Origin of the sequence: Curtobacterium sp. MCPF17_003 (genome assembly GCF_003224385.1) — a bacterium.
GTDB lineage: Bacteria > Actinomycetota > Actinomycetes > Actinomycetales > Microbacteriaceae > Curtobacterium > Curtobacterium flaccumfaciens.
The window spans coordinates 77,855-103,768 of sequence record NZ_QKLC01000010.1 but is presented as its reverse complement, the minus strand read 5'-3'; the positions used below and the strand labels follow the sequence as shown (position 1 = coordinate 103,768).

Sequence of the window (25,914 nt, the reverse complement as noted above, 5' to 3'; positions counted from 1 at the left end):
GCGCGGCTGCGCGGCTGCGCGACTGCGCGACTGCGCGGACCGCCGTCGCGGCGGCTGCCTCAGGCCAGCGCGTCGGTGATCGGCCGGAACTTCAGGGCCGTCTCGGCGACCTCGCGCGCGGGCTCCGAACCGGCGACGATCCCGGCTCCCGCCCAGGCCCGGACGGTGCCGTCGTCGTCGATCCGGGCGCTGCGGAGCGCGAGCATCCACTCGCCGTCACCCGTCGCGCTCATCCAGCCGACCGGCCCGGCGTAGCGGCCGCGGTCGACGCCCTCGAGCTCGGCGACCAACCGCACGGCCACGTCGGTCGGGGTGCCGGCGACCGCGGCCGTCGGGTGCAGGGCGTCGGCGACGTCCAGTGACGTGGTGTCGGGCGGCAGCGTGGCCTGCACGTCCGTCGCCAGGTGCCACAGGTTCGGCAGCTGCAGCCGGAACGGTTCGGCGTCGGCGCGCAGGTCCGTCGCGAGCGGGGCGAGGGCCGCGAGCAGGCTGTCGATCGCGAAGGTGTGCTCCTCGACGTCCTTGGCGCTGCTGGCCAGGGCCTCGGCGGCGGCCCGGTCGGACACCTCGTCGGTGCCCCGGGCGGCGCTGCCGGCGAGCACCCGTGCGGTCAACCGCGTGCCGTCGGTGCGGGCGAGCGTCTCGGGGGTGGCGCCGATCAGCCCGTCCACCGCGAAGGTCACGCACTGCGGGTACGCGGCCGCGAGGTCGAGCAGGACCGCCCGTCGATCGGCTCCCGGCGGCAGCGTGCCGACGAGGTCGCGGGCGAGCACCACCTTGCGGGCGCTCCCTGACACGATGCGGCGGACGGCCTCGGACACGTTGGCGGCGTAGGTGTCCTCGTCGATGTGCCCGGGACGCAGCGCCACGGAGACGTGCGGCCCGACGTGGGGGACCGGGACCGAGGTCCGGGTGAAGGCCAGGGGTTCCGCGCCGAGCGTCGTGTCGATCGCGGTCAGCCAGGCCTTGCCGCGCCGCCGACCCAGGACCACCCGGGGCACGATGAGCACGCTCTCGTCGGCGGAGTCGTCGGCGAAGGCGAACGACCCGAACGCGACGAGCCCCGAACCGCGCAGCTGCACCGGGTCGTCGACGACGGCGGTCTCGACGACGCTGCGCCAGAGGGCCGCGGCGTCACGCATCCGGTCGGGGCCGGTGAAGGTGAACCGGAGCGCCTCGCCGATGCCGACGATGCCGTCGCCGTTCCGGACGAAGGCGAGGGGACGGTCGCGGAGCGTGTGGCGGAGGACGGCGCCCGGGTCGTCGAGGATCCGGGTCGAGACCGTCAGCGGGGGCGCCGCCGTGGTGGTTCGGGTCACGGCTCCGATGCTACGCGCCGATCCCGCACCGCCCGGGTGGCTGCGAGTCCGGTGAACGCTCGGTCGGGACCTCTAGGATTGATCGTGTGAGCAGAGCGGACCTGAACAAGCGCCCGGACGAGGTGGCGGCGATGTTCGACGACGTCGCGGCCAAGTACGACCTCACGAACGACATCCTGTCGGCGGGCAACGCCCCGCTGTGGCGTGTCGCCACGGTCCGCGCGGTCGACCCGCAGCCCGGCGAGAAGGTCCTCGACATCGCCGCGGGCACCGGGACCAGCGCGGCGGCCTTCGCCAAGAAGGGCGCCGAGGTCACCGCGCTCGACCTGTCCGCCGGCATGATCGCCGTCGGCCGTGAACGCCACCCCGAGATCACCTTCGTCGAGGGCGACGCCGAGCAGCTGCCCTTCGACGACGACACGTTCGACGCCGTCACGATCTCGTTCGGGCTGCGCAACGTGAACGACCCGAAGCAGGCGCTCGCCGAGATGCTGCGCGTCCTGAAGCCCGGTGGCCGCGTCGTCATCTGTGAGTTCTCGACGCCGCCCCGCGCCCTGCTGCGCTTCGGCTACGGCACCTACCTGAAGCGCGTGCTCCCGGGCATCGCGCGGCTCTCGAGCAGCAACCCGGCCGCCTACCGCTACCTCGCCGAGTCGATCGACGCGTGGCCCGACCAGCAGGTGCTCACCCAGTGGCTCCGCGGTGTCGGCTTCTCGGTGGTCGCCTACCGCAACCTGACGGCCGGTATCGTCGCACTGCACCGTGGCCGCAAGCCCGTCGCCGACACGGTGCGCGAGTCCGCGGCACGGCGTGCGAAGGCCCGCCGTGACCACCAGAACACCGGCGAGCAGCCGCGCGTCGACCCGGCCGCCGACTGACCGGTCACCACCCCCGAAGACGGAGCAGCACTTGAATCCGAGCGTCCCGGTCGCACGTCGCGCGCCGAGCCTGCGCGCATCGCTGGGCATCGGCGAGCGGTTGTTCGCCACGCCCGCCGACCGACGCTTCATCTCCGCGGTCGACGACGGGCTCGAACTCGTCGAGCAGGGGCTCGAGGACGCCATGCGTTCCACCGACACCCTCGCCGACACCACCAGCCGGTACCTGCTGTCCGCCGGTGGCAAGCGCATCCGCCCGACCCTGACCCTCCTCATCGCCCAGCTCGGTGACGGCGTGACCGACGCCGTGGTCAAGGCCGCGGTGAGCATCGAGACCACGCACCTGGCGTCGCTGTACCACGACGACGTCATGGACGAGGCACCCGTCCGCCGCGGGGTCCCCGCCGCGCAGATCACCTACGGCAACAACGTGGCGATCCTGACCGGTGACCTGCTCTTCGCCCGCGCCAGCCTGATCACGGCCGACCTCGGCACCGAGGGCATCCGGATGCAGGCCGAGACCTTCCAGCGCCTCTGCATGGGGCAGCTGCACGAGACGACGGGGCCGCAGCCGGACGACGACCCGCTCGAGCACTACATCCAGGTGCTCAGCGACAAGACCGGTTCGCTCATCGCCACCGCGGCACGCGCCGGCGTGATGTTCTCCGGTGCCGACCGCGCCTACCTCGACGCCGTCGGTACCTTCGGCGAGAAGGTCGGCGTGGCCTTCCAGCTCGTCGACGACGTCATCGACCTCGCCCCCGCGACGGACAAGACGGGCAAGATCGCCGGCAACGACCTGCGCGCAGGCGTGGACACCCTGCCGGTCCTGCAGCTGCGCCGGATGGCCGCGACCGATCCGTCCGCGCAGCACCTGGTCGAGCGCATCGAGCGCGACGTCAACGGTGCGCCCGACGACGTGGTCGACTCCGCGCCGTACCAGTCGGCCGTCGCCGCGCTCCGCGAACACGAGGCGACCGCGGCGACCCGCGCCGTCGCCGTCGCCTGGGCCCGCGAAGCCGTCGCCGCCCTCGCCCCGCTCCCCGACGGCACCGTGAAACGGGCACTCACCCGCTTCGCGGACTCCGTCGTCGACCGAAGCCGCTGAACACCCCTCCCGACGCGCACGCCCACGGCGGCCCGGTCGGGAGGCCCCCGGGAACCCCCACCCGAACGAACTGGAGACGATCAGTGCCCACCCTCCGACTCGCCATCGTCGGCGCCGGCCCGGCCGGCATCTACGCCGCGGACATCCTGCTGCGCGAGGCGCACGGCTACGACGTGTCGATCGACCTGTTCGAGCAGCTCCCCGCGCCCTACGGTCTGGTCCGGTACGGCGTCGCCCCCGACCACCCGCGCATCAAGGGCATCATCAACGCCCTGCGTGACGTCCTCGACCGCGGTGTCGTCCGGCTGTTCGGCAACGTCCGCTACGGCGAGGACATCACCCTCGAGGACCTCAAGAAGCACTACAACGCGGTCGTGTTCTCGACCGGTGCGATCAAGGACGCCGACCTCGACATCCCCGGCGTCGACCTCGACGGCTCGTACGGCGCAGCCGAGTTCGTGAGCTGGTTCGACGGCCACCCCGACGTCCCGCGCACCTGGCCGCTGCACGCCGAGAGCGTCGCGGTCATCGGCGTCGGCAACGTCGCCCTCGACGTCTCGCGCATCCTGGCGAAGCACGCCGACGACCTGCTGCCGACCGAGATCCCCGCGAACGTGTACGAGGGCCTCAAGGCATCGCCGGTCACGGACGTGCACGTCTTCGGCCGCCGCGGCCCGGCGCAGGTGAAGTTCACGCCGCTCGAGCTCCGCGAGCTCGGCGAGGTCCGCGACGTCGACATGGTGGTCTACGACGAGGACTTCGACCACGACGAGGCGTCGAAGACCGCGATCGCGACGAACAAGCAGGTCATGGTGATCAACCGTGTCCTCGAGCAGTGGCGCACGCGCGAGGTCGGCCAGGCCAGCCGCCGGCTCCACCTGCACTTCTACGCGAAGCCGATCGAGTTCGTCGGCGACGAGCAGGGCAAGCTGACCGCCATCCGCTACGAGCGCACCCGTCCGAACGGCGAGGGCGGCGTCGAGGGCACCGGCGAGATCCGCGAGATCCCGATCCAGGCCGCGTACCGCGCGGTCGGGTACTTCGGTTCCCCGCTGCCCGGGGTGCCGTTCGACGAGCGGCACGGTGTCATCCCGAACCACGAGGGCCAGGTCCTCGACGACGACAACCAGCAGATCCCCGGGGTGTACGCCACCGGCTGGATCAAGCGCGGTCCGGTCGGGCTCATCGGACACACGAAGTCCGACGCGATGGAGACCGTGCAGCACATCGTCAACGACCAGGCGAGCTGGTGGACCCCGGAGGACCCGTCCGACGAGGCCATCCCGGCCCTGCTCCGCGAGCGCGGCGTCGAGTACACCGACCTCGAGGGCTGGCACCACCTCGACACCCACGAGCAGGCGCTCGGTGCGGTCGACGGGCGCGAGCGCATCAAGGTGGTGCCGCGCGACGAGATGATCGACGTCTCGCTCGGCCGCGTCGACACCCCGACCAGCTGACGACCATGACCGACACGCGCCCCGTCCCGCCCACCGCGGTGCGGGGCGCGTCCGCGTCGGGGTCACGGCTGCAGGGCGTGGACGTGGCCCGTGCGGTCGCGCTGCTCGGCATGATGGCCGCACACGTCGGCGGGATCGCGGATCAGCTCGACTGGACCGACCCCGCCACCTGGACCGCCGTCGCCCACGGTCGCCCGTCCACGCTGTTCGCGGTCCTCGCCGGGGTCTCGATCGGCCTGACGAGCGGCCGCACCGACCCGCCCGGCCCGCCCGCCATCGGCCGCATCCGTGCCCGGCTCGCCATCCGCGCCGTGGTGGTCGTCGTCATCGGGTTCGCCCTCATGGCGCTCGACACCCCCGTGTACGTGATCCTGCCGACCTACGGGGTGCTGTTCCTGCTGGTGGTCCCGGTGCTCCGCCTCCGACCGGCGGCGCTGCTCGGCATCGCCGCGCTCTGCGCGGTGCTGTCGCCGCTCGCCGCGCTGACGATCGCGCCGGTCTACGCGGACGCCGGCATGATCGGCGTCCAGCTCGGCCTGGTCTACCCCGTGGTCACCTTCCTGGCGTACGTCCTGGTGGGGCTCGCGGTCGCCCGGGCCGGCCTGGGCCCACGCCGCCGGTTCCCGGACGACGCGCCAGCGGCGTACGGGCCGTGCCGGTGGGGAGAGGACCGTGGCGAGCAGGTCGTGCTCCTGGCGTCCGGCGCACTGGTCGCCGCCACCGCGTACGTCGCCGGGTCGGTCCTCGCCCCGCTGCCCCACGACGCGGCCCTGGCGTTCCCCGGGGTCCCGTACGCGGGCGGGGCCTCGACCCCCGGCCAGGCCCTCGCGCAGCTGTTCCTGTCCCCGCGTGACCACTCGTCGTCGGTCGTCGACGTGGTGGGGACGGCCGGGGTGGCGGTCGCCGTCATCGCTCTCTGCCTGCTCGTGTTCGACGGCCGCGGGCGTGTCGCCGAGCGGATCGCGTTCCCCCTGGCCGCGGTCGGCTCGATGCCGCTGACGGTGTACTCGGGGCACCTCGTGGTCATCGCGATGCTGCCGACCTCCCCCGAGTCGGCCGAGGCCTGGGGCTGGTTCGCCCTCGGCTCGGTGGTCTTCGCGATGCTGTGGCGGCGGTTCCTCGGCCGCGGCCCGCTCGAGCGGGTGGTGGGGGCCCTGGCGTCCCTCGTCCCGATGCGCTGAGCGCACCTGGCGGAGCCGCACCGGGCCTCCAGGCGGCTACTGCAGCGCCGCCGTGAGCCGCGCGACGTTGTCGAGCACCTTGGACCGGCGCGGACGGTCGACCCACTCGTCGAGCGTGAGCTCGAAGCTGTGCTCCTTGTAGGAGTCCTGCACCTCGCGCAGGGCGTCGACGAAGCGGTGACCGCGCACCATCACGGAGACCTCGAGGTTCAGGCTGAACGAGCGCATGTCCATGTTGCTCGACCCGATCACCGACACCTCGTCGTCGATCGTGAAGTGCTTCGCGTGCAGGATCGTCGGCGCGCGGTACAGCCAGATCCGGACGCCGGCCCGCAGGAGTTCCTCGTAGTACGAGCGCTGCGCGTGCCAGGTCATCGCGTGGTCGCCCATCTCACCGACGAACAGCTCCACGTCGACCCCGCGCTGCGCCGTCGTGGTGATGGCGTAGAGCATCGAGTCGTCCGGCACGAAGTACGGCGACGTGATCGAGACCTTCTGCTGCGCCGAGTAGAGCAGCGCGTTGAACAGGCGCAGGTTGTTCTCGCCGTCGAAGCCCGGGCCGGACGGCACCACCTGGCAGTCGAGCGCATCGCCGCGGTCTGCCCGCTGGACGGGGTCGCTCTCGCGCAGCAGCAGTTCATCGGTCTCGCTGTACCAGTCGGTGACGAACAGGGCGTTGAGCCCGGCGACGACCGGCCCCTCGAACCGGGCGAACAGGTCCTTGTAGACCATGCCCTTCTCGACGTGGGACTTGATGTCGTACGACGCGTCGATCAGGTTCTGCGAGCCGGTGAACGCGACCGAGCCGTCGATCACCATGATCTTCCGGTGGTTGCGGAGATCGGGCCGCTGGAACTTCCCCTGCAGCGGCAGGAGCGGCAGCATCAGGTGCCACTCGATGCCCGCCTGGTCCATGAACGCCAGGGTGTCCTTGTAGCCCGGGTAGCCGCGGCTCGCCCAGTGGTCGAGCAGGAACCGCACGGTGACGCCACGGCCCTGCGCCCGCGCGAGCGCCTCGAAGAACGGGCGCGTCGTGTCGTCGAGCGTCGCGATGTAGAACTCGACGTGCACGAACCGTCGGGACTGGTCGATCGCGCGGGTCATCTCGGCGATGGACTCCTCGGAGTCGGGGTAGAGCTCCGCGGAGTTGCCGCCGACCAACGGCATCGCGCCGAGTTCGCGGTTCAGCCGCGTGACGCTCTCGAGCCACGCGGGCCACGGGTGGTCACGGCGGACCCGCTCGATGCCCTCGGTCTGCTCGAGGATGTACGCGTTGATCTCGGTCTGCTTCTCGCGACGGGCGCGGGGGAGCTTCGTCGACCCGATGACCAGGAAGACGATGAAGCCGATGTAGGGGATGAGGAAGATCGCGAGCAGCCACGCCGTCGCGGTCTGCGGCTTCCGGTTGATCGGGACGTAGATGATCGAGAAGACGCGGATCGCCAGGTCCAGCAGGACGAGCAGGACGGTGATGACGACGCTGAGCCAGTGCTCCACGGGGTGTCGGGTGTCGTTCGCAGGGGCCGCGGGTCAGCGGAAGTTGATGAACTGCAACGGGACGTCGAACTCTTCACCCTTGAGGAGCTGGATCGTGTTCTGCAGGTCGTCACGGCTCTTCGACGAGACGCGGAGCTCGTCACCCTGGATCTGGCTCTTCACCGTCTTCGGGGCGTTGGCCCGCAGGAACGCGCCGATCTTCTTCGCCACGTCCTGCTCGATGCCGTTCTTGAACTTCACCTCGATGCGGTACTCCTTGCCCGAGGGGTACGGGTCGCCGGCGTCGAGGCTCTTCAGGCTGATGTTCCGCTTGATCGCCTTGCTCTGCAGCACGTCGAGGACCGCCTTGGCGCGCTCTTCCGAGTTCGCCTTGATCAGGACGTCCTCGCCGCTGAACGCGACCGAGGCGTCGGCGCCCTTGAAGTCGTACCGCTGCTCGATCTCCTTGGCCGCCTGGTTGAGGGCGTTCTCCGCCTCCATCTTGTCGACCTTGCTGACCACGTCGAAGGAACTGTCTGCCATGCCGACAGCCTAACGGCGGACGGGAGGCCCGGTCCGGCCCCCGTGCGCGGGCCCTGGTGGGTGCGTGGTCGCGTCCAGGGCCGATGGTCACGAGCACCGTTCCGGATCGGCTATGCTCTTGTGCGCGCCTTCGGTTGGTGATCACACCGGCTGGGTGCGCATGGCAAGTTACCCAAGCGGCCAAAGGGATCTGACTGTAAATCAGCCGGCGTAGCCTTCGGGGGTTCGAATCCCTCACTTGCCACCATCTGATCGGCCCCGTCCACTGCGGACGGGGCCGATGGTGTTTCCGGGAGGATGGGTGCATGGCATCCGACCCCACACCGTCCCAGTTCGCCGACCTCGCCGAGTCGATCGCCCGTGACGCAGCGGCGCTGGCTGCACGCCGCCGCGCCGAGGGGGTCGAGGTCGCGGACCGGAAGTCGAGCATCGTCGACGTGGTCACGGCCGCCGACCGGGAGGTCGAGGCACTCATCCGCGCCCGCATCGCCGAGGCCCGCCCCGACGACGCCTTCCACGGCGAGGAGTCCGGGTCGGCCTCGGGTGCCTCGGGCATCACCTGGGTGGTGGACCCGATCGACGGCACGGTCAACTACCTGTACGGCAGCGCCGAGTACGGCGTGAGCATCGGCGTCGTGCGCGGCGCGCCCGACCCGATGACCTGGGAACCGATCGCGGGCGTCGTCGTGGCTCCGGCGACGGGCACCGTCTTCCGCGCGGCCGTCGGCCAGGGTGCGAACCGCGACGGGGAACCGTTGTCCGTCGCCGCGCCCCGTTCGCTCGCCGAGACGCTCGTCGCCACCGGGTTCGGGTACACGGCCGACCGTCGCCGTGAGCAGGTCGCGGTGCTCGCCGGACTCATCGGCGAGGTGCGGGACATCCGCCGTGGGGGAGCGGCGTCGCTCGACTGCTGCGCCGTCGGGGCGGGAGTGGTGGACGCGTACTACGAGCGCGGGATCAACCCGTGGGACATGGCCGGTGGTGCCCTCGTCGCGCAGGAGGCCGGCGCGGCGATCCGCATCTGGGAGGCCGGAGGGACCCGCTCCTTCCTGTTCGCGAGCCCGGCGGTCGTCGACGAGCTCGAGGCCCTGGTGCGCGGGCTCGAGGCGGGTGTGCTCGGAGCCGTGCGGGCCTGACGACGCGCCGGTCCCCAGGTCTGGGGGGTGCCGGGTGGACATGACCACGACTGGCGACGTGCCACGACGTTTGCTAGCGTGCTCTGGTCCCGTTATCTGCTCGTTACCATCGAGCGAGCCCTTCCCCGATCAGGATCGCCACCGCACGCATGCCCCGTACTCCTCTGTCCCCCGCTCCCACCGACGGTTCCGTCGACGCCGCCACCCCGGTCGTCCACCTGACCCGACGCGCTCGGATCGAGGCGGAGCGAGCAGCGGCGAAGGGCGCGGTCGTGGTGCAAGAGGGACAGGGCTCGACGCGTCCGAGCTTCGACGACGTGATCGGCGCGGCCACCCCGGGGACCCCGGCCGCCCCCGTGTCGCCGATCGACCTCGCACCGGCATCGCCCGTACGCCCGGCCTCCCGCATCGCGACGCCGCCCGCACCCACCTCGCCCGTCGTGCAGGCCCAGCGGGTCGCTCCCGTTGCCTCCGCCGCCTCGGCGTCGCAGCCGCGTCGTGTCGTGGGGCAGGTCCCCGCATCGCGCCGCCGCGGCCGTCCGACCACGAAGACCCCGGTCGACCGCGCGACCCGTCACATCCGGTCCACCGCCACCACGACCCCTGCAGCAGCGCGGTCCCCGAAGCAGGGCGCGTCGTTCCGCCGTGCTGCATCCCGTGTGACCGCGGTCGGCGCACTGCTGTTCGCAGCAGGCCTGGTCGTCTCGACCTCACTGCCGGCCCAGGCGCTCTGGGTCCCGGCCTCCGGCTCGACGGCGGCCCGTGCCACCGTCGACGGTGCCACCCAGTCGATGCAGGTCGGTGCCTCGGCCGACGGTTCGACCGCCCGCGACCAGTACACCGTGTCCGACGCCACGCAGTACGCGAACGTCGACTCCTCGACCTTCACGAACGACCCGACCGGCACGATCCAGTGGCCGTTCCTGACCGGTGTCCCGATCACCTCGGGGTTCGGTGGGCGCCAGGTCGCCGGGTGCTCGTTCTGCTCGACGAACCACATGGGCATCGACTTCGCCCCGGGCGAGGGCACCCCGATCGGCGTCATCGCCGCCGGCACCGTCATCAAGGTGCAGGCGAACGACGGCGGTTTCGGCAACGACGTCTGGGTCGAGCACGACGTGGACGGCAAGCAGTTCGTCAGCGTCTACGGCCACATGGAGGACAACTCCTTCAAGGTCGTCACCGGCCAGCACGTCGAGGTCGGGGACATCCTCGGTCTCGTCGGCAGCACGGGCAACTCCACGGGTCCGCACCTGCACCTCGAGGTGCACGTCGACGGGGTCCCGGTGGACCCGCTGGCGTGGCTCCAGACCAACGCGAACTAGCGGCCGACGGCGCGGCACGCCCGGGCGTCTCGCCCGGTTCCGGAGCAGCGTCGGAGGTCTGCTATCCTCGTGTGGTGCCGTTCGCGGCACATCGCCCCGATAGCTCAGTGGTAGAGCACCTCCATGGTAAGGAGGGGGTCGTCAGTTCAATCCTGACTCGGGGCTCCGACCCGGTGCGCGTGCCGCTCCGGATCTCTGGCGGGGTAGCTCAGTTGGTTAGAGCACACGACTCATAATCGTGGGGTCGCGGGTTCAAGTCCCGCCCTCGCTACACGCAAGGCCCTCTCGTCCAGGATCCCTGGGTCAGGGGGCCTTCTCTGTCGCCGGCTCCACCTCGGTTGCCGGCTCCACCTCGGTTGCCGGTTCCGCCTCGGTTGCTGGTTCCGCCCACCGCGCGCTCAGTCTGCCGCCTGCACATCGGCCGCGACGTTCTCCTGCGCGGCGAACTGGGTGCGGTGCAGCTCCTCGTACCGGCCACCCGCGGCCAGCAGTTCGTCGTGCGTGCCGCGCTCCACGATCGAGCCGTCCTCGACCACCAGGATCATGTCCGCGCTGCGGATCGTGGAGAGCCGGTGCGCGATCACCATCGCCGTCCGCCCCTCGAGCGCCTCGCCGAGCGCAGCCTGCACCGCTGCCTCGGACGTCGAGTCGAGTGCCGCCGTCGCCTCGTCGAGGATGACGACGCGTGGCTGGGCGAGCAGGAGCCGGGCGATCGTCATCCGCTGGCGCTCGCCCCCGGACAGCCGGTAGCCGCGTTCGCCCACCATCGTGTCCAGCTGGTCGGGGAGGGACCGGATGAGCGGCTCGAGCCGCGCACGGCGGACGGCGTCCCACACCTCGTCGTCGGACGCCTCGGGCCGTGCGAAGCGCAGGTTGGAACGGATGGTCTCGTGGAACAGGTGGCCGTCCTGCGTCACCATGCCGAGGGTGTGCCGCATCGAGGCGGAGGTGACGTCGCGGACGTCCTTCCCGGCCAGGCGCACCGCGCCGCTGTCGACGTCGTACAGGCGCGCGAGCAGCTGCGCGACCGTGGACTTGCCGGCCCCGGACGAGCCGACCAGGGCGACGGTCTGCCCCGGCTCGATCCGGAAGGACAGTCCGTGCAGCACCTCCTCGCCGCCGCGGGTGTCGAGCGTGGCGACCTCCTCGAGCGAGGCGAGGGACACCTTGTCGGCAGACGGGTAGGCGAACCGGACGTCGTCGAACTCGACGGAGACGGGGCCGTCGGCGATGGTCACCGCGTCGGGCTGCTCCCGGATGAGCGGTTCGAGGTCGAGCACCTCGAAGACGCGCTCGAAGCTGACCACGGCGCTCATGATCTCCACCCGCGCGTTCGCCAGGCTCGTCAGCGGGGCGTACAGCCGCGTGAGGAGGAGTGCCAGGGTGACGACCTCGCCGGTGTCCAGCCGGCCGGCGAGCGCGAGGAAGCCGCCGAGCCCGTAGACGAGCGCCAGGGCGAGCGCGGAGACGAGCATCAGCGCGGTGAAGAAGACGAACTGCAGCATCGCGGTCCGGACACCGATGTCGCGGACCCGGGCGGCACGGACGCGGAACTCCTCGGCCTCTTCGTCGGGTCGGCCGAACAGCTTGACGAGGGTGGCGCCGGGAGCCGAGAAGCGCTCGGTCATCTGGGTGCTCATCGCGGAGTTGTGGTCGGCGGCCTCGCGGCGCAGGGCGGCGAGGCGGCTGCCCATCCGGCGCGCGGGGACCAGGAAGACCGGGAGCATGACGACGGCGAGGACCGTCACGAGCCACGAGGTGCTGAGCATGACGATCAGGGTGAGGATCAGCGCCACGAGGTTCGTGACCACGCCGGACAGCGTGCCGCTGAAGGCCTGCTGGGCGCCGATCACGTCGTTGTTGAGGCGGCTCACGAGCGCACCGGTCCGGGTGCGGGTGAAGAACGCGATGGGCATCTTCTGCACGTGGTCGAAGACGGCGGTGCGGAGGTCCAGGATCACGCCCTCGCCGATCCGCGCCGAGTACCACCGCGTCGTCAGCGACACGGCGGCGTCGGCCACGGCCACCAGGGCGATGACCACGGCCAGCCGGACGATCGTCGCGACCTCACCGCGGGCGACGATGACGTCGACCACCTGACCGGCGAGGACCGGCGTCGCGACCGCGAGGAAGGCGCCGACGACGGAGAGACCGATGAAGACCAGCAGCTTCGCCCGGTACGGCACCGCGAACGTCAGGATCCGCCGGACGGACGCGCGGGAGAACCCGTGCTTGCCGCCCTGCGCGGACGAGATCTTGTACAGCGAGCTCCAGGCTGCGCTCTCCATGCTCATGGCGGTTCCTTTCCGGGGCCCCTGGCCCAACCTAGATGGCTGGCCGGGTGCTCGGTGACCGCTCCCGGGACGGTGCGCCGCACGGCCACCCGCCGGAGGCCGTCGGGCCCGCCTACTGCGTGCGGTGGGAGCCGGTGTCCGTGCGCGTCGCGAGCACCCCGGCCGCACGGAACGCGTCCTCGACCGCGGCGGTGACCTGCTGCCAGGCGGCCCGTCGACGGTTCGCCCCGATGCTGCCGCCGGACACGGCCGTGCCGTGCCCGGCCCGGCGCAGGGTGATCGTGGTGGTGGCACCGTCCACGACGGTCGACAGCTCGTACCGGCGGTACTCCCGGGCCGGCTGCACGAGCGCACCGAGCAGGATGGTGAGGGTCCGGCTGCCCGCCGTCGCGGTCATCGTGCCACCCGTCGACTCGACGTGGTGGCCCGTGCGGCGCAGCGCAGCGGCCGCGACCTCCATCGCGGTGCACCGGTCTCCCGTGTGCACCGCGAACTCCGTCGTGGTGTCCATCGGCCCTCCCCGTCCCGAACGAACCCGTGCCGCACGGCACGCCCCGATTCCCCCGAACCGGTCTCAGACAGCCTAGCTGATGCGTTCTCATGGATCGCAGGCCCCCGGACAGGCCTCGGTAGACTGCCGTGGTGTCAGTGAACCCCGAGCTCGTCGGCAGGACGTTCCCGCCGGCCCAGCCCTACCTGGTCGGCCGCGAGAAGGTGCGCGAGTTCTCGCGTGCGGTCTTCGCGACCAACCCCGTCCACCACGATCCGGGCGCCGCACGTGCCGCCGGGTACGCCGACGTGGTCGCGCCCCCGACGTTCGCCGTCGTCGTGCAGGAGGCCACGCTCGCGCAGCTCCTGAACGAGCCCGACGCCGGCATCGACTTCTCCCGCGTCGTCCACGGCGAGCAGTCCTTCACCTACGACCGGCCGATCGTCGCCGGTGACGAGCTCACCGCGACCCTGACGGTCACCAGCGTGAAGACCCTCGGCGGCAACGCGATGGTCACCGCCCAGAGCACAATGAACGACGCCGAGGGGGAGCACGTCGTCACGGCGACCTCCACCCTCGTGGTCCGAGGAGACGACGCATGACCGCCGCACCCGCCACCGCGCTCGAGGTCGGCACCGTCGTCGCCGAGCGTGACGTGCACATCACGCGCGACTCGCTCGTCCGGTACGCCGGCGCCTCGGGCGACTTCAACCCGATCCACTACCGCGACGACGTCGCCGCCTCGGTCGGCCTGCCCGGTGTCCTCGCCCACGGCATGCTCACGATGGGCATCGCCGTGCAGCCGGTCGCCGAGTGGCTCGGCGACAGCGGCTGGGTCACGGGCTACGGCGTCCGCTTCACGCGCCCCGTCGTCGTCGACCCGGAGCAGGGTGCCACCGTCGGCATCGTCGCGAAGGTCGGCACCGTCGACGAGGACGGCCGGCCGAAGCGCATCGACCTCACCGTGACCGCCGCCGGGCAGACCGTGCTCGGCAAGGCGCAGGTCACGGTGGTGTTCCGCTGACCGTGTCCGAGCCGGTGCTGGCCGACCTGACGACGCTCCGCGTCGGCGGGGCCGCCACCCGGCTGCTCACGGCCACGACGACCGACGAGCTCGTCGCCCACGCGCTCGACGCCTTCGACGACGACGAGTGGCTCGTCCTCGGGGGCGGCAGCAACCTGCTGGTCGCCGACCAGGGCTTCGACGGCACCGTCGTGCTGGTCCGGACGACGGGCGTCGACGCCGACCGCGACGCCGAGGGCGTCACCGTGCGCGTCGCCGCGGGGGAACCGTGGGACCCGTTCGTCGCCACGACCGTCGCGAACGGCTGGACCGGCCTGGAGGCCCTCAGCGGCATCCCGGGCACGGTCGGTGCGTCCCCGGTGCAGAACATCGGCGCCTACGGGGTCGAACTCGCCGACGTGCTCACCCGCGTCGAGTTCCTCGATGCGGTCACGGGGGAGCGCACGTGGGTCCCGGCAGCCGAGCTGGCGCTCGGCTACCGCACGTCGACCCTCAAGCACGGTCGGCGCGGTGTCGTGCTGACGGTCGAGTTCCGGCTGGGGCTCGCGGGGGAGCACGGTGTGCCCGTGCGGTACGCGCAGCTCGCCGGTTCGCTCGGGGTCGAGCTCGGTGCGCTCGTGCCGCCCACGACCGTCCGCGACGAGGTGCTGCGGCTGCGCGGCTCGAAGGGCATGGTGCTCGACGGGGACGACCACGACACCTGGAGCGCCGGGTCGTTCTTCACCAACCCGATCGTCTCGCCGGCGTTCGCCGAGACCCTGCCGGCGGATGCGCCCCGTTGGCCCGCGGGCGACGACGTCAAGCTCAGTGCCGCGTGGCTCATCGAGCACGCCGGCGTCCACCGTGGCTACGCGGTGCCGGGCTCCCGTGCGGCGATCTCGTCGAAGCACACCCTCGCGCTGACGAACCGCGGCGGGGCGACGGCCGCGCAGGTGGCCGAGCTCGCACGGTTCGTGCAGGTGACCGTCCTGAACCGGTTCGGTGTCTCGCTCGTCCCGGAACCCGTCGTGGTGGGGGACCTGCTCGGCTGATCGTCCGCGCGACGGGACGGATGCGCACCGCGCACCACGGGCCTCCCGGAACGTGCGAACGGGCCACCTCGGCGAGGTGGCCCGTTCTGCGGATCCGAAGGGGCTACGCGAAGAACTCCGCCAGCCGGGCGACGCCCTCGGCGATGTCGTCGTCGCCCAGCGCGTACGACAGGCGCAGGTAGCCGGAGGGGCCGAAGGCCTCACCCGGCACGACCGCGACCTCGGCGTGCTCGAGGATCAGGTCGGCCAGCTCGAGCGTGGTCGTCGGTGTGGTGCCGGCCCACTCGCGACCGAGCAGTGCGGTGACGTCCGGGTAGACGTAGAAGGCGCCCTGCGGGGTCGGCGTGCGGAAGCCCGGGATCGCGTTGAGGCCGTCCACGATGGCCTTCCGTCGGCGGTCGAAGGCCTCGCGCATGGCGGCGACGGGCTCCTGCGGACCGGTGAGGGCGGCGATCGCGGCGCGCTGCGACACGTTGGAGACGTTCGACGACAGGTGCGACTGCAGGTTCGACGCGGCCTTGACGGCGTCGGTCGGGCCGATGAACCACCCGACGCGCCAGCCGGTCATCGCGTAGGTCTTCGCGACGCCGTTCACCAGGATCGTGGTGTCGGCGAGGGCGGGGACCTCGGCCAGGATGCCGGCGAAGCGGACCCCGTCGTACACCAGGTCCTGGTAGATCTCGTCGCTGATCACCCAGATGCCGTGCTCGAGCGCCCACTCGCCGATGGCCCGGGTCTGCTCGGCGGAGTACACGGCACCCGTGGGGTTCGACGGCGAGCAGAACAGCAGCGCCTTGGTCGCCGGGGTGCGGGCGGCCTCGAGCTGGTCGACCGTCACCAGGTAGTCCTGGTCGCTGCCGGCGAAGACCTCGACGGGCTCGCCGCCGGCCAGCCGGATGGCCTCGGGGTAGGTGGTCCAGTACGGCGCGGGCAGCAGGACCTCGTCGCCGGCGTCGACGATGGTCTGGAACGCCTGGTAGACCGCCTGCTTGCCACCGTTCGTGACGATGACCTGCGACGGCTCGACGGTGACGCCGGACACCCTGGCGGTCTTGTCGGCGATGGCCTGCTTGAGTTCGGGCAGGCCGGTCGCGGGCGTGTAGCGGTGGTTCTTCGGGTCCTGCGCGGCAGCGACGGCCGCGTCGACCACGTGCTGCGGGGTCGCGAAGTCGGGCTCGCCGGCGGCGAACGAGATCACCGGACGCCCGGCGGCCTTGAGCGCCTTGGCCTTCGCGTCGACCTTGAGCGTCGCGGACTCGGCGATGGCCGCGATGCGGGACGCGATGCGCGGGCGATCGGCCGGCGCGGTGGCGAGGGTGTCGACGGACACGTGGGCGGTGGACTCGGGGCCTGGGGCTGCGGTGCTCACGGGGCCCAGCCTACCGGCGCGGCACGCCGTGGAAGGGGCCAAGTGGACACCGTGTGACGGACTCCCGTAGACTCGTCCACCGGAACGCGGATCGGTGACGAACCGTGTTGCGAAGGGCGGTGGCTCAATTGGTAGAGCAGCGGTCTCCAAAACCGCAGGTTGCAGGTTCGAGTCCTGTCCGCCCTGCAACTCTGGAAGGGTAGAAGTTGGCGAGCAAAGACATGGAGACGACGGCGGACGACGTTGTCGCCAAGGCGAAGCAGGACCGGGCCGAGCGCCGCGGGCCCATCGCTGCCATCGTGCTCTTCATCCGCCAGGTGATCGGCGAACTGCGCAAGGTCGTGACGCCGACCCGCAAGGAACTCTTCAGCTACACGGGCGTCGTGCTCGTGTTCGTCGTCGTCATGATGATCCTGGTGTCGATCCTCGACTTCGTGTTCGGTCTCGGCGTCGGGTACGTCTTCGGCAACGGGCCCACGGCCTGACCCCGACGTCGACTGCCGTGTGCGGTCGTTCCGAGGAGTACGGTCGCCCGAGACGGCGTCGATCGTGACGGCGTCGCTCGTGACCATGAACGAACGCCACCCCGACCCGAACCACCGAACGGAAAGAATCGACTGTGTCTGACAACTCCCGCGATGACATCGACCTCGCGACGGCTGCCGAGCAGTCCTCCGAGGTCGAGGAGAACCAGGAAGGCGACGTCGAGACCGGCGAAGGACGCTCCGTCGAGTCCGCTGAAGAGCGTGCGATCTCGATCGAGGGCGACGACGACGAGTCCCTCGGCCTCAGCTCCGAGCCCGACGACGGCACCGTCGACGCCGGCCTCGACGAAGCACTGACGGCCCTGCAGGAAGCCCGCGACCCCGAGGCCGACGCCGTCGTGGACGACGCCCTCGAGATCGACTCCGCCGACGAGGCCGAGGCCGCCGTCGAGGCCGTCGAGGACGAGGAAGAAGTCGAGCTCGAGTCCGAGACCGCCGCCGAGGCGAACGAGACCCTCGCCGCCGACGAGGCACTCGACGCCGAGGACGAGGACGACGAGCCCGCCGAGGTCGACCCGTACGAGGCCTTCAAGGCCGAGCTGCGGATGAAGCCGGGCAAGTGGTACGTCATCCACTCCTACGCGGGCTTCGAGCGCCGCGTGAAGTCGAACATCGAGAACCGCATGGTCTCGATGTCGATGGAGGACTACATCTACCAGGTCGAGGTCCCGATGGAGGACGTCGTCGAGATCAAGAACGGGCAGCGCAAGTTGGTCACCCGCGTCCGGATCCCCTCGTACGTGCTCGTCCGCATGGACCTCAACGAGGACTCGTGGTCCGTCGTCCGGCACACCCCGGGCGTCACCGGCTTCGTCGGCAACGCGCACAACCCGACCCCGCTCCGTTTCGACGAGGCGTTCGGCATGCTCAAGTCCCTCGTGCAGGTCGCCGAGGCCGCCCCGACCAAGGGTGGCGCGAAGGGCAGCGGCTTGCAGGCACAGCCCGCAGCCGAGGTCGACTTCGAGATCGGCGAGACGATCACCATCAAGGAAGGCTCGTTCGCGGGCCTGCCGGGTTCGATCTCCGAGATCAAGCCGGAGAGCGGCAAGCTCACCGTCCTCGTCTCGCTGTTCGAGCGCGAGACCCCGGTCGAGCTCAGCTTCGACCAGGTCACGAAGCTCTAGCGACCACCAAGCTGTAGCGATCACCGAGATCGACTACACTGAACGGGTTTGGGCCCGCGCGCCTCGTGCGAGCGGGCCTTCACCGCTGTCCGGAACGGCCGGACCAGCGGGAGAGTGCACGGATCCCCGTGTGTTCGATTCCAGGAGGAAGACAAGTCATGGCACCGAAGAAGAAGGTCACGGGCCTGATCAAGCTGCAGATCAACGCGGGAGCCGCCAACCCGGCCCCCCCGATCGGTCCGGCGCTCGGTCAGCACGGCGTCAACATCATGGAGTTCTGCAAGGCGTACAACGCGGCGACCGAGTCGCAGCGTGGCAACGTCGTGCCGGTCGAGATCACCGTCTACGAGGACCGTTCGTTCACGTTCGTCCTCAAGACCCCGCCGGCCGCCGAGCTCATCAAGAAGGCTGCTGGAGTGCAGAAGGGGTCCTCGACCCCGCACACGGTCAAGGTCGCGAAGATCTCGATGGACCAGGTCCGTCAGATCGCCGAGACCAAGCAGGCCGACCTGAACGCCAACGACATCGAGCAGGCCGCGAAGATCATCGCCGGCACCGCACGCTCGATGGGCATCACGGTCGAGGCCTAAGCACCGATCGGGCTCCGGCCCACCACCAGACACCTTTCCGTGGGAGAGCCTCGCCGGCTCGCCAACCACGTATCTCGCAAGGAGACCACCATGGCGAAGAAGTCCAAGGCCTACCAGGCCGCGGCCGCGAAGATCGAGGCCGACAAGTTCTACACCCCGACCGAGGCGGTCGCCCTGGCCAAGGAGACCGGTTCCTCGAAGACCGACTCCACGGTCGAGGTCGCGCTGAAGCTCGGCGTCGACCCCCGCAAGGCCGACCAGATGGTCCGCGGCACGGTCATCCTGCCGCACGGCACGGGCAAGACCGCCCGCGTCATCGTCTTCGCGACGGGTGCGGCTGCTGAGGCCGCCATCGCCGCCGGCGCCGACGAGGTCGGTGGCGACGAGCTCATCGCGAAGGTCGCCGAGGGTTACACCTCCTTCGACTCCGCCGTCTCGACCCCGGAGCTCATGGGCAAGGTCGGTCGTCTCGGTAAGGTGCTCGGCCCGCGTGGCCTCATGCCGAACCCGAAGACCGGCACCGTGACCCCGAACGTGGCGCAGGCCGTCAACGACATCAAGGGCGGCAAGATCGAGTTCCGCGTCGACAAGCACGCCAACGTGCACTTCGTCGTCGGCAAGGCCTCGTTCACGCCGGAGCAGCTCGACGAGAACATCTCGACCGCGCTCGAGGAGATCAACCGCCTCAAGCCGTCGTCCTCGAAGGGCCGTTACGTCATGAAGGGCGCCGTCTCGACGACCTTCGGCCCCGGCATCCCGCTGGACGTCAACAGCATCTGACGACCTTCGGCACTGCGTTCTCCCAGTGCCATCCCGCTGGACGTCAACAGCATCTGAGTCCCCTGACTCGTGGAAGGGCCCGCACCGGCAACGGTGCGGGCCCTTCCTGCACGTCGGGGTCGTGTCCCGATAGCGTGGAACCGTGCGCACCCTCGTGAACTCGCTCCGACTGATCGCCGTCATCGCCATCGTCGTCGCGGTCGTGGCGCAGTGGCTCGAGAGCTCGCAGACCCCGACCTACTCGTTCTGGAACTTCTTCGGCTACTTCACGATCCAGTCGAACCTGATCGTCGCCGTGGCGCTCGCGGTGACGCTCGTGGCCGCGGCCCGTCGCAAGCGGGGGGACCTCGCCGTCTCGGTGCTCCGTGGTGCCGCGACGGTGTACATCGCGACGACCGGCATCGTCTACAACACACTGCTCACGGGTGCGAACGTGTCGGCCTCGGTGCCGTGGTCGAACGACATCGTGCACAAGATCATCCCGGTGTACGCGGTGCTCGACTGGCTGCTGTTCTCGGATCGCGCACGGCTGCTGCTCCGCCACGTGTGGTGGTTCCTGCTCTACCCGGCGGTCTGGACCACCGTGGTGCTCGTCCGCGGTGCGACCGACGGGTGGGTGCCGTACCCGTTCCTCGACCCGGCGCAGGGCTACGGCGTCGTCGCGATCTACGTCGTCGGCATCGCGGTCTCGATCACGCTGCTCGGCATCCTCGTCGTGGGGATGAGCCGGCTGCGACTGGTGAAGGTCTAGCTGGTGGCGGTCCAGCGGACTGTCTAGGAGCGGAAGCCGCGGAGCTTGTCGAGCACCAGATCGGCGAGCTGGACGAGCCCGCGGATCTGGTCGTCGTCGCGGTCGACCCAGCGGCACTCGGGCTCGTCGGCGACCGGCACGAACCCGTCGTGGCGTTCCCAGACGAACAGGGTGCGGTCGGCACCGAGCACGTACTGCTGCCACCAGATCTGCCGGAGGTAGTGCCGGGGGATGCTCCGCCAGGCCTTGCCGGTGGTCTTGATCTCGGCGAGCACCACGCGGGACGACTCGTCGACCCCGACGCCGTCCGGGGTGGCGAGGTGGGCGCGGTTCGCGGCGGCGTGGAACAGGTGCGCCGAGGGCTGGATGCCGTGGGTGGCGGCCACCCAGGCGGCGATGACCGGTTCGCGGTCCTTGCCGTGCTCGGTGAACGCGTTGCCGGAGAACCGGGAGCCGTAGCGTTTCTCGGTGACGACGGCCTCGACGGCGCGCAGCGAGGCGAGCCGGGCGACGTCGGTGGCGGTGATGCCCATGGCGCGGGCGCGGAGCCAGGCGACGCGGTCCGAGGAGTGCGCGACGATGCGCTCGGTGTGGCCGCGCAGGGCGGTGAACGCATCACGCGCAGCCGGGACCGGCGCGGACGACCCGGGAAGGGCCTCCAGACCGGGGTCCAGGTCGCCCCACAGGGTGGGCTGCACGATCGTCACCCGACGATTGTCCCCCCGACCACCGGCAAGACCGAAACCGACGCGCTCACACGGCCGGCGGTGTGCGTCAGGAGACCAGTTCGCGACCTTCGGCGAAGGCGACCAGCTCGTCGACCCCGACGGGGGAGAGGGCGTAGCCGATGGCGAGGGCCGCAGCTCCCTGCAGCGCGGCGAGGGACCCGGCGCGGGACTGCACGATGACGAGGTGCTCACTGGCCAGGGGCATCGAACGGGAGTAGACGACCTCGCGGACGCCGGCGAGCAGGTGCTCACCGGCCTGCGTGATCGATCCGCCGAGTGCGATGACGGACGGGTTGATGAGCGAGATGCAGGTCGCCAGGACCTCGCCGATGTCCCGACCGGCCTGTCGGACGGCGTAGATCGCGTCGAGGTCCGACCGGTTCACCAGGTCGATCACGTCCGCACCGGTGTGCACGTCGTGCCCCTTCGCGCGGAGCGCGCGGGCGATGGCCGGACCGGAGGCCACGGCCTCGAGGCAGCCGGTGTTGCCGCAGTGGCAGGGGACGTCCCCGGCGCGGGAGACCCGCACGTGTCCGATGTCACCCGCGGTTCCCTGGGCGCCGCGCTGCAGCCGGCCCTCGGAGACGATGCCGGACCCGATGCCGGTGGCGACCTTCACGAACAGCAGGTGGTCGACGTCCGGCCAGCCGTGCTCCCGCTCACCGAGGGCCGCGATGTTGACGTCGTTGTCGAGGAGCACGTGGGCGGCGATGTGCTGACGGAGCCACGAGGGCACGTCGAAGCCGTCCCAGCCGGGCATGATCGGCGGGTTGGCCGGGCGGCCGGTGGAGAACTCGACCGGCCCGGGGACGCCGATCCCGATCGCGATGACGTCCTGCCGGCTGCGCCCGACCTCGGCGAGCAGGTCGTCGATCGTCTCGACGAGCCAGGACAGCGTCGGCACCGGACCGGCGGCGATGTCGATCCGGGCCTCGCGGGTGGCGAGCGGTGCCGCGACCAGGTCGGTGACGGCGACGCGACCGTGCGACGCGCCGAGGTCGGCGGCGATCACGAGCCGGGCACGGGGCTTCAGCGCCACCTGGGCGGGCGGACGGCCGCCGGTGGAGACGGCGGTGTCCACGGCGCCGACCAGCCCGATGTCGATCAGGGAGTCGAGGCGCACGCCGATGGTGGAGCGTGCGAGTCCTGTCAGTGCGGCGAGCTCGGCCCTGGTGCGCGGCACGCCGTCGCGGAGGATCTGGAAGAGCTCGCTCGTCCCGACCGGAGGCGACGCTGCCGTCCGGTTCAAGTCGACCATGTGGGGAGTGAAGCACACATCGTTCGCGCCACGCAATGAAGTCCGTCGACATTCCTCGGACTTCTGCTTGACCGCCGACAAAAGTGCTCGTAGTGTGACGATCGGTCAGTGACGACCGCACCATCTCGACGAGGAGAACCCCTGGTGACCCAACCGCTCTCGGTCCAGCTCTACACGGTCCGCGATGCCCTCAGTGCCGATCTGCCCGGTACCCTGCAGCGCATCGCCGACATCGGCTACACGAACGTCGAGGCCTTCGGCTTCGTCGACAACGCCGACGAACTCGCCGCCGCCCTCCGCGACGCCGGCCTCGCCGCCCCGAGCGGCCACGCCCGTCTGCTGGACGCCGGCGAGCAGGACCTCGAGCGCATCTTCCACGCCTCCACCACCCTCGGCTTCGGGACCCTCATCGACCCGCACATCGACGAGTCCCGCTGGACCACCCGCGAGGACGTCGAGGCGATCGCCCGCGAACTCAGCGCCCTCGCCCCCCGCGCCGCCGACCACGGGCTGGTGCTCGGCTACCACAACCACGCGTTCGAGTTCTCGAACCGCATCGACGGCGTCAGCGCCTACGAGGTCTTCGCCGACGCCCTGTCCGACGACGTCGTGCTCGAGCTCGACACCTACTGGGTGCAGGTCGGCGGGGACGACCCGGTCGCGGTCATCGGCAAGTACGGCGACAAGGTCCAGTTCCTGCACGTCAAGGACGGCGACGGCTCGCACGACGACAAGCAGCAGGTCGCCGTCGGCAACGGCATCATGCCGATCCGCGACATCATCGCCGCCGCGCCCGACGCACTGCACGTCGTCGAGCTCGACGACCACGAGGGTGACGTCTTCCAGGCCGTCGCCGACTCCTACACGTTCCTCGAGGGGGCCCGCGCATGACCGACACCACGACCGCTGCTGCAACGGCAACCGACAGCGCCACGCGCACCGGCCCCGTCGGCGTCGGCGTCATCGGCGCCGGGGTCATCTCGGACCAGTACCTGTCGAACCTCACCGTCTTCCCCGACGTGACGGTCCGCTTCATCGCCGACATCGACCTGCCACGCGCCGCCGCCCAGGCCGAGAAGTGGGGCGTCCCCGGATCGGGCACCGTCGAGGAGCTCCTGGCCGACGACGACATCGAGATCGTCGTGAACCTGACGATCCCGGCCGCTCACGTCGAGGTCGCGCTGCAGGCCCTGGACGCGGGCAAGCACGTCTGGGGCGAGAAGCCCTACGCCCTCGACCGTGCCAGCGCCGCGGAGCTCCGCGACGCCGCGGCCACCGCCGGCAAGACCGTCAGCGTCGCCCCGGACACGTTCCTCGGCGCCGGCCTGCAGACCGCGCTCCGCACCATCCGCGACGGCCGCATCGGCACGCCCCTGAACGGCCTGACGCTCTTCCAGAGCCCCGGCCCCGAGTCGTGGCACCCGAGCCCGGAGTTCCTCTTCGCATACGGCGCCGGTCCGCTGTTCGACATCGGCCCGTACTACATCACCACCCTCGTCCAGACGTTCGGACCGGTGAAGAAGGTCACGGCGACGGCATCGAAGTCCCGCGCCACCCGCACCATCGGCTCCGGGCCGAAGGCCGGCACCGAGTTCCCGGTGGACGTCCCGACGAACCACTCCGCGCTGATCGAGTTCGAGAACGGCGGGAGCGCGCAGAGTGTCTTCTCGTTCGAGTCCGACCGTGGCCGCACCGGCTTCGTCGAGATCGCGGGGGAGACCGGCACCGTCGTGTTCCCCGATCCGAACAACTTCGACGGCGACACCGAGCTGTACGCCCTCGGTTCCGAAGAGCCCGAGACGATCCCCGCGGTCGGCTCCACCTACTCGCGCGGCACCGGCGTGGTCGACCTGGCCCGCTCGCTGCGGGCCGGCGACGAGAACCGCGTCCCCGGTGCGCTCGCCTTCCACGTCCTCGACGTGATGGTCTCCATCGCCGAGGCGGCAGAACGTGGCGAGGCGGTGCTCGTCGAGAGCACCGTGTCGCCCTCCCCGACCCTCCCGGAGGGTTGGGACCCCGCGGAACGCACCCTGGCCTGACCGCCAGGGGGCTGCCCGCAACACACAGCAGCACCCGACCAGCACCATCCGCAGCACCAGCTCCACCTCTGCACCATCCCCTGCACCATCTCAACGACGAGAAAGTAGAGAGTCATGCGCACTGCCATCCGCGCACTGGCCATCACCGCGGCCGCCGCACTCACCGTGTCCGGCCTCGCAGCCTGCTCCTCCGGATCGTCCGGCGACTCCGGCGACTCCAAGACGCTCACCTACTGGGCGTCCAACCAGGGCACGTCCCTGCAGAACGACAAGGAGGTGCTGACCCCCGTCCTCAAGAAGTTCACCAAGGAGACCGGGATCAAGGTCGACCTCCAGGTCATCGGCTGGAACGACCTGCAGAACAAGATCCAGACCGCCGTCACCTCGGGCCAGGGCCCGGACGTCGTCAACATCGGCAACACCTGGGCGACCTCGCTCCAGGCCACCGGCGCCTTCCAGGAGTTCGGTGACGCCGAGATGAAGGCGATCGGCGGCGAGGACAAGTTCGGCAAGGTCGCCCTGTCCACCGGTGGCGCGCCCGACAAGACGGTCACGAGCGTCCCGCTCTACGGCCTCGCCTACGGCCTGTACTACAACAAGCAGATGCTGTCGGACGCCGGCATCACCCCGCCCACCACGTGGGAGGAGATGGTCTCGGCCGCCGAGAAGCTGACCAAGGGTGACACCTACGGCTTCAGCCTCGCGGGCGGTTCGTACACCGAGAACTCGCACTTCGCGTTCATCAACTCGGCGCAGAACGGTGGCGAGTGGTTCGACGAGGACGGCAAGCCGACCTTCACCTCGAAGGCCAACGTCGACGGCATCAAGCGCTACCTCGACCTCATGCAGGACTCGAAGGTCGCGAACCCGTCGAACGCGCAGTACGACAACGCGACGCAGTCCACCACGGACTTCGCGAAGAAGAAGGCCGCGTTCATCCTCAACCAGAACAACGCGAACGCGACCATCGAGTCCCTCGGCATGAAGTCGTCCGAGTACGGCGTCGTGGCACTGCCCGCCCCCAGCGGTGGCGAGCAGATCGCGTCGTTCCCGGCCGGCATCAACCTGTCCGTCTTCAAGAACACGAAGAACAAGGACGGCGCGCTCAAGTTCGTCAAGTACATGACGAGCATGGACACGCAGACGACGCTGGACAAGCCGTACTCGGCCCTGCCGGTGCTCGCCGAGGCTGCTGACTCCGTCACGGACGAGCAGACGAAGACGTTCCTCGACATCTACAACAACAAGGCGAAGCCGCTCCCGCTGGTGCCCGCCGAGGACCAGTTCGAGTCCACGGTCGGCAAGGCGATGAACGACATGTTCGCCAAGATCGCGACCGGTTCCAAGGTCTCCGAGGCCGACATCAAGTCGGCGCTGCAGACCGCCCAGGACCAGGTGTCCCAGGCCGCCGGTTGATCCACCCCGGAGGCCCGGGTCGCGTCCGCCGGACGCGCCCGGGCCTCCGCCC

25 protein-coding genes and 4 tRNA genes are annotated in these 25,914 nt (G+C 70.5%); 21 read left to right on the top strand and 8 right to left on the bottom strand.

What is annotated here, in order from left to right:
• Nucleotides 1–59: 59 nt before the first annotated feature.
• Complete coding sequence (locus tag DEJ30_RS11560; RefSeq protein WP_071247401.1) at nucleotides 60–1,319, bottom strand: isochorismate synthase MenF; 1,260 nt, start codon at nucleotides 1,317–1,319, stop codon at nucleotides 60–62.
• 86 nt (nucleotides 1,320–1,405) lie between these two features.
• On the opposite strand from DEJ30_RS11560, the gene DEJ30_RS11555 reads away from it, so the two are divergent.
• From DEJ30_RS11555 to DEJ30_RS11540, 4 genes are all read left to right on the top strand, one after another.
• Nucleotides 1,406–2,197 carry a demethylmenaquinone methyltransferase gene (locus tag DEJ30_RS11555; RefSeq protein ID WP_017888622.1) on the top strand — a complete coding sequence of 264 codons (792 nt, stop codon included), beginning with the start codon at nucleotides 1,406–1,408 and terminating at the stop codon, nucleotides 2,195–2,197.
• A 31-nt stretch (nucleotides 2,198–2,228) separates the two neighbouring features.
• The gene (locus DEJ30_RS11550; RefSeq protein WP_027466355.1) at nucleotides 2,229–3,305 is read left to right on the top strand and encodes a polyprenyl synthetase family protein; all 1,077 of its coding nucleotides are present in this window, start codon (nucleotides 2,229–2,231) and stop codon (nucleotides 3,303–3,305) included.
• A gap of 83 nt (nucleotides 3,306–3,388) precedes the next feature.
• Nucleotides 3,389–4,762 carry an FAD-dependent oxidoreductase gene (locus tag DEJ30_RS11545; RefSeq protein WP_071247400.1) on the top strand — a complete coding sequence of 458 codons (1,374 nt, stop codon included), beginning with the start codon at nucleotides 3,389–3,391 and terminating at the stop codon, nucleotides 4,760–4,762.
• Between the two features lie 5 nt (nucleotides 4,763–4,767).
• Nucleotides 4,768–5,943: a heparan-alpha-glucosaminide N-acetyltransferase domain-containing protein gene (locus DEJ30_RS11540; RefSeq protein ID WP_110861554.1), complete on the top strand. Its 1,176-nt coding sequence runs from the start codon at nucleotides 4,768–4,770 to the stop codon at nucleotides 5,941–5,943.
• Between the two features lie 36 nt (nucleotides 5,944–5,979).
• On the opposite strand, the gene cls is transcribed toward DEJ30_RS11540, so the two are convergent.
• Nucleotides 5,980–7,440, bottom strand: coding sequence for a cardiolipin synthase (gene cls, locus DEJ30_RS11535; protein WP_110861552.1), 1,461 nt, complete (start codon nucleotides 7,438–7,440; stop codon nucleotides 5,980–5,982).
• A 33-nt stretch (nucleotides 7,441–7,473) separates the two neighbouring features.
• Nucleotides 7,474–7,962 (bottom strand): YajQ family cyclic di-GMP-binding protein, encoded by a 489-nt coding sequence (locus DEJ30_RS11530; RefSeq protein ID WP_017888627.1) that lies wholly within the window; start codon nucleotides 7,960–7,962, stop codon nucleotides 7,474–7,476.
• Between the two features lie 162 nt (nucleotides 7,963–8,124).
• On the opposite strand from DEJ30_RS11530, the gene DEJ30_RS11525 reads away from it, so the two are divergent.
• The 5 genes from DEJ30_RS11525 (at nucleotide 8,125) to DEJ30_RS11505 (ending at nucleotide 10,694) form a co-directional block, all read left to right on the top strand.
• Nucleotides 8,125–8,209 (top strand) — tRNA-Tyr (locus tag DEJ30_RS11525).
• 58 nt (nucleotides 8,210–8,267) lie between these two features.
• Nucleotides 8,268–9,098, top strand: coding sequence for an inositol monophosphatase family protein (locus DEJ30_RS11520; RefSeq protein ID WP_110861550.1), 831 nt, complete (start codon nucleotides 8,268–8,270; stop codon nucleotides 9,096–9,098).
• 149 nt (nucleotides 9,099–9,247) lie between these two features.
• Entirely contained in the window at nucleotides 9,248–10,423 is a 1,176-nt protein-coding gene (locus DEJ30_RS11515) for a M23 family metallopeptidase (protein ID WP_110861548.1), read from the top strand.
• A 93-nt stretch (nucleotides 10,424–10,516) separates the two neighbouring features.
• Nucleotides 10,517–10,588: transfer RNA gene (locus tag DEJ30_RS11510), tRNA-Thr, on the top strand.
• 32 nt (nucleotides 10,589–10,620) lie between these two features.
• Nucleotides 10,621–10,694 (top strand) — tRNA-Met (locus DEJ30_RS11505).
• A gap of 127 nt (nucleotides 10,695–10,821) precedes the next feature.
• On the opposite strand, the gene DEJ30_RS11500 is transcribed toward DEJ30_RS11505, so the two are convergent.
• Complete coding sequence (locus DEJ30_RS11500) at nucleotides 10,822–12,717, bottom strand: ABC transporter ATP-binding protein (RefSeq protein WP_110861546.1); 1,896 nt, start codon at nucleotides 12,715–12,717, stop codon at nucleotides 10,822–10,824.
• Between the two features lie 112 nt (nucleotides 12,718–12,829).
• On the bottom strand, nucleotides 12,830–13,228 hold the full coding sequence (locus DEJ30_RS11495; RefSeq protein WP_071406316.1) for a hypothetical protein: 399 nt from the start codon (nucleotides 13,226–13,228) through the stop codon (nucleotides 12,830–12,832).
• A gap of 131 nt (nucleotides 13,229–13,359) precedes the next feature.
• Between DEJ30_RS11495 and DEJ30_RS11490 the strand changes: the two genes are divergently transcribed.
• Genes DEJ30_RS11490 through DEJ30_RS11480 form a run of 3 tightly spaced genes read left to right on the top strand, consistent with a single transcriptional unit; the run spans nucleotide 13,360 to nucleotide 15,262 of the window.
• A complete protein-coding gene (locus tag DEJ30_RS11490; RefSeq protein ID WP_083404408.1) occupies nucleotides 13,360–13,809 on the top strand; it encodes a MaoC family dehydratase N-terminal domain-containing protein in 450 nt (149 codons plus the stop codon).
• Nucleotides 13,806–14,231: a MaoC/PaaZ C-terminal domain-containing protein gene (locus DEJ30_RS11485; RefSeq protein WP_110861544.1), complete on the top strand. Its 426-nt coding sequence runs from the start codon at nucleotides 13,806–13,808 to the stop codon at nucleotides 14,229–14,231. Before DEJ30_RS11490 ends, DEJ30_RS11485 begins: the two co-directional genes overlap by 4 nt.
• A gap of 2 nt (nucleotides 14,232–14,233) precedes the next feature.
• A complete protein-coding gene (locus DEJ30_RS11480) occupies nucleotides 14,234–15,262 on the top strand; it encodes a UDP-N-acetylmuramate dehydrogenase (RefSeq protein ID WP_110861542.1) in 1,029 nt (342 codons plus the stop codon).
• A 103-nt stretch (nucleotides 15,263–15,365) separates the two neighbouring features.
• Here DEJ30_RS11480 and DEJ30_RS11475 read toward each other — a convergent pair whose 3' ends face one another.
• Complete coding sequence (locus DEJ30_RS11475) at nucleotides 15,366–16,592, bottom strand: pyridoxal phosphate-dependent aminotransferase (protein ID WP_110861540.1); 1,227 nt, start codon at nucleotides 16,590–16,592, stop codon at nucleotides 15,366–15,368.
• A 152-nt stretch (nucleotides 16,593–16,744) separates the two neighbouring features.
• On the opposite strand from DEJ30_RS11475, the gene DEJ30_RS11470 reads away from it, so the two are divergent.
• The 6 genes from DEJ30_RS11470 (at nucleotide 16,745) to DEJ30_RS11445 (ending at nucleotide 20,421) form a co-directional block, all read left to right on the top strand.
• Nucleotides 16,745–16,817 (top strand) — tRNA-Trp (locus DEJ30_RS11470).
• A 35-nt stretch (nucleotides 16,818–16,852) separates the two neighbouring features.
• The gene (secE, locus tag DEJ30_RS11465; RefSeq protein ID WP_371830607.1) at nucleotides 16,853–17,116 is read left to right on the top strand and encodes a preprotein translocase subunit SecE; all 264 of its coding nucleotides are present in this window, start codon (nucleotides 16,853–16,855) and stop codon (nucleotides 17,114–17,116) included.
• 134 nt (nucleotides 17,117–17,250) lie between these two features.
• Nucleotides 17,251–18,300 carry a transcription termination/antitermination protein NusG gene (gene nusG / locus DEJ30_RS11460; protein WP_110861538.1) on the top strand — a complete coding sequence of 350 codons (1,050 nt, stop codon included), beginning with the start codon at nucleotides 17,251–17,253 and terminating at the stop codon, nucleotides 18,298–18,300.
• A 158-nt stretch (nucleotides 18,301–18,458) separates the two neighbouring features.
• Nucleotides 18,459–18,890 carry a 50S ribosomal protein L11 gene (gene rplK / locus DEJ30_RS11455; RefSeq protein WP_017888638.1) on the top strand — a complete coding sequence of 144 codons (432 nt, stop codon included), beginning with the start codon at nucleotides 18,459–18,461 and terminating at the stop codon, nucleotides 18,888–18,890.
• Nucleotides 18,891–18,980: 90 nt separating this feature from the next.
• The gene (gene rplA / locus DEJ30_RS11450; protein ID WP_017888639.1) at nucleotides 18,981–19,670 is read left to right on the top strand and encodes a 50S ribosomal protein L1; all 690 of its coding nucleotides are present in this window, start codon (nucleotides 18,981–18,983) and stop codon (nucleotides 19,668–19,670) included.
• 142 nt (nucleotides 19,671–19,812) lie between these two features.
• On the top strand, nucleotides 19,813–20,421 hold the full coding sequence (locus tag DEJ30_RS11445) for a Pr6Pr family membrane protein (RefSeq protein ID WP_110861535.1): 609 nt from the start codon (nucleotides 19,813–19,815) through the stop codon (nucleotides 20,419–20,421).
• A gap of 23 nt (nucleotides 20,422–20,444) precedes the next feature.
• Here DEJ30_RS11445 and DEJ30_RS11440 read toward each other — a convergent pair whose 3' ends face one another.
• Both DEJ30_RS11440 and DEJ30_RS11435 read right to left on the bottom strand, forming a co-directional pair.
• Complete coding sequence (locus DEJ30_RS11440; protein ID WP_110861533.1) at nucleotides 20,445–21,128, bottom strand: YqaJ viral recombinase family protein; 684 nt, start codon at nucleotides 21,126–21,128, stop codon at nucleotides 20,445–20,447.
• 67 nt (nucleotides 21,129–21,195) lie between these two features.
• Complete coding sequence (locus DEJ30_RS11435; protein WP_110861531.1) at nucleotides 21,196–22,407, bottom strand: ROK family transcriptional regulator; 1,212 nt, start codon at nucleotides 22,405–22,407, stop codon at nucleotides 21,196–21,198.
• Between the two features lie 144 nt (nucleotides 22,408–22,551).
• Between DEJ30_RS11435 and DEJ30_RS11430 the strand changes: the two genes are divergently transcribed.
• The 3 genes from DEJ30_RS11430 to DEJ30_RS11420 all read left to right on the top strand — a co-directional run bounded on the left by DEJ30_RS11430 (nucleotide 22,552) and on the right by DEJ30_RS11420 (nucleotide 25,862).
• Nucleotides 22,552–23,298: a sugar phosphate isomerase/epimerase gene (locus DEJ30_RS11430; protein ID WP_071406322.1), complete on the top strand. Its 747-nt coding sequence runs from the start codon at nucleotides 22,552–22,554 to the stop codon at nucleotides 23,296–23,298.
• Entirely contained in the window at nucleotides 23,295–24,446 is a 1,152-nt protein-coding gene (locus DEJ30_RS11425) for a Gfo/Idh/MocA family protein (protein ID WP_110861529.1), read from the top strand. Before DEJ30_RS11430 ends, DEJ30_RS11425 begins: the two co-directional genes overlap by 4 nt.
• A gap of 114 nt (nucleotides 24,447–24,560) precedes the next feature.
• Complete coding sequence (locus DEJ30_RS11420) at nucleotides 24,561–25,862, top strand: sugar ABC transporter substrate-binding protein (protein ID WP_110861527.1); 1,302 nt, start codon at nucleotides 24,561–24,563, stop codon at nucleotides 25,860–25,862.
• Nucleotides 25,863–25,914: the final 52 nt, after the last annotated feature.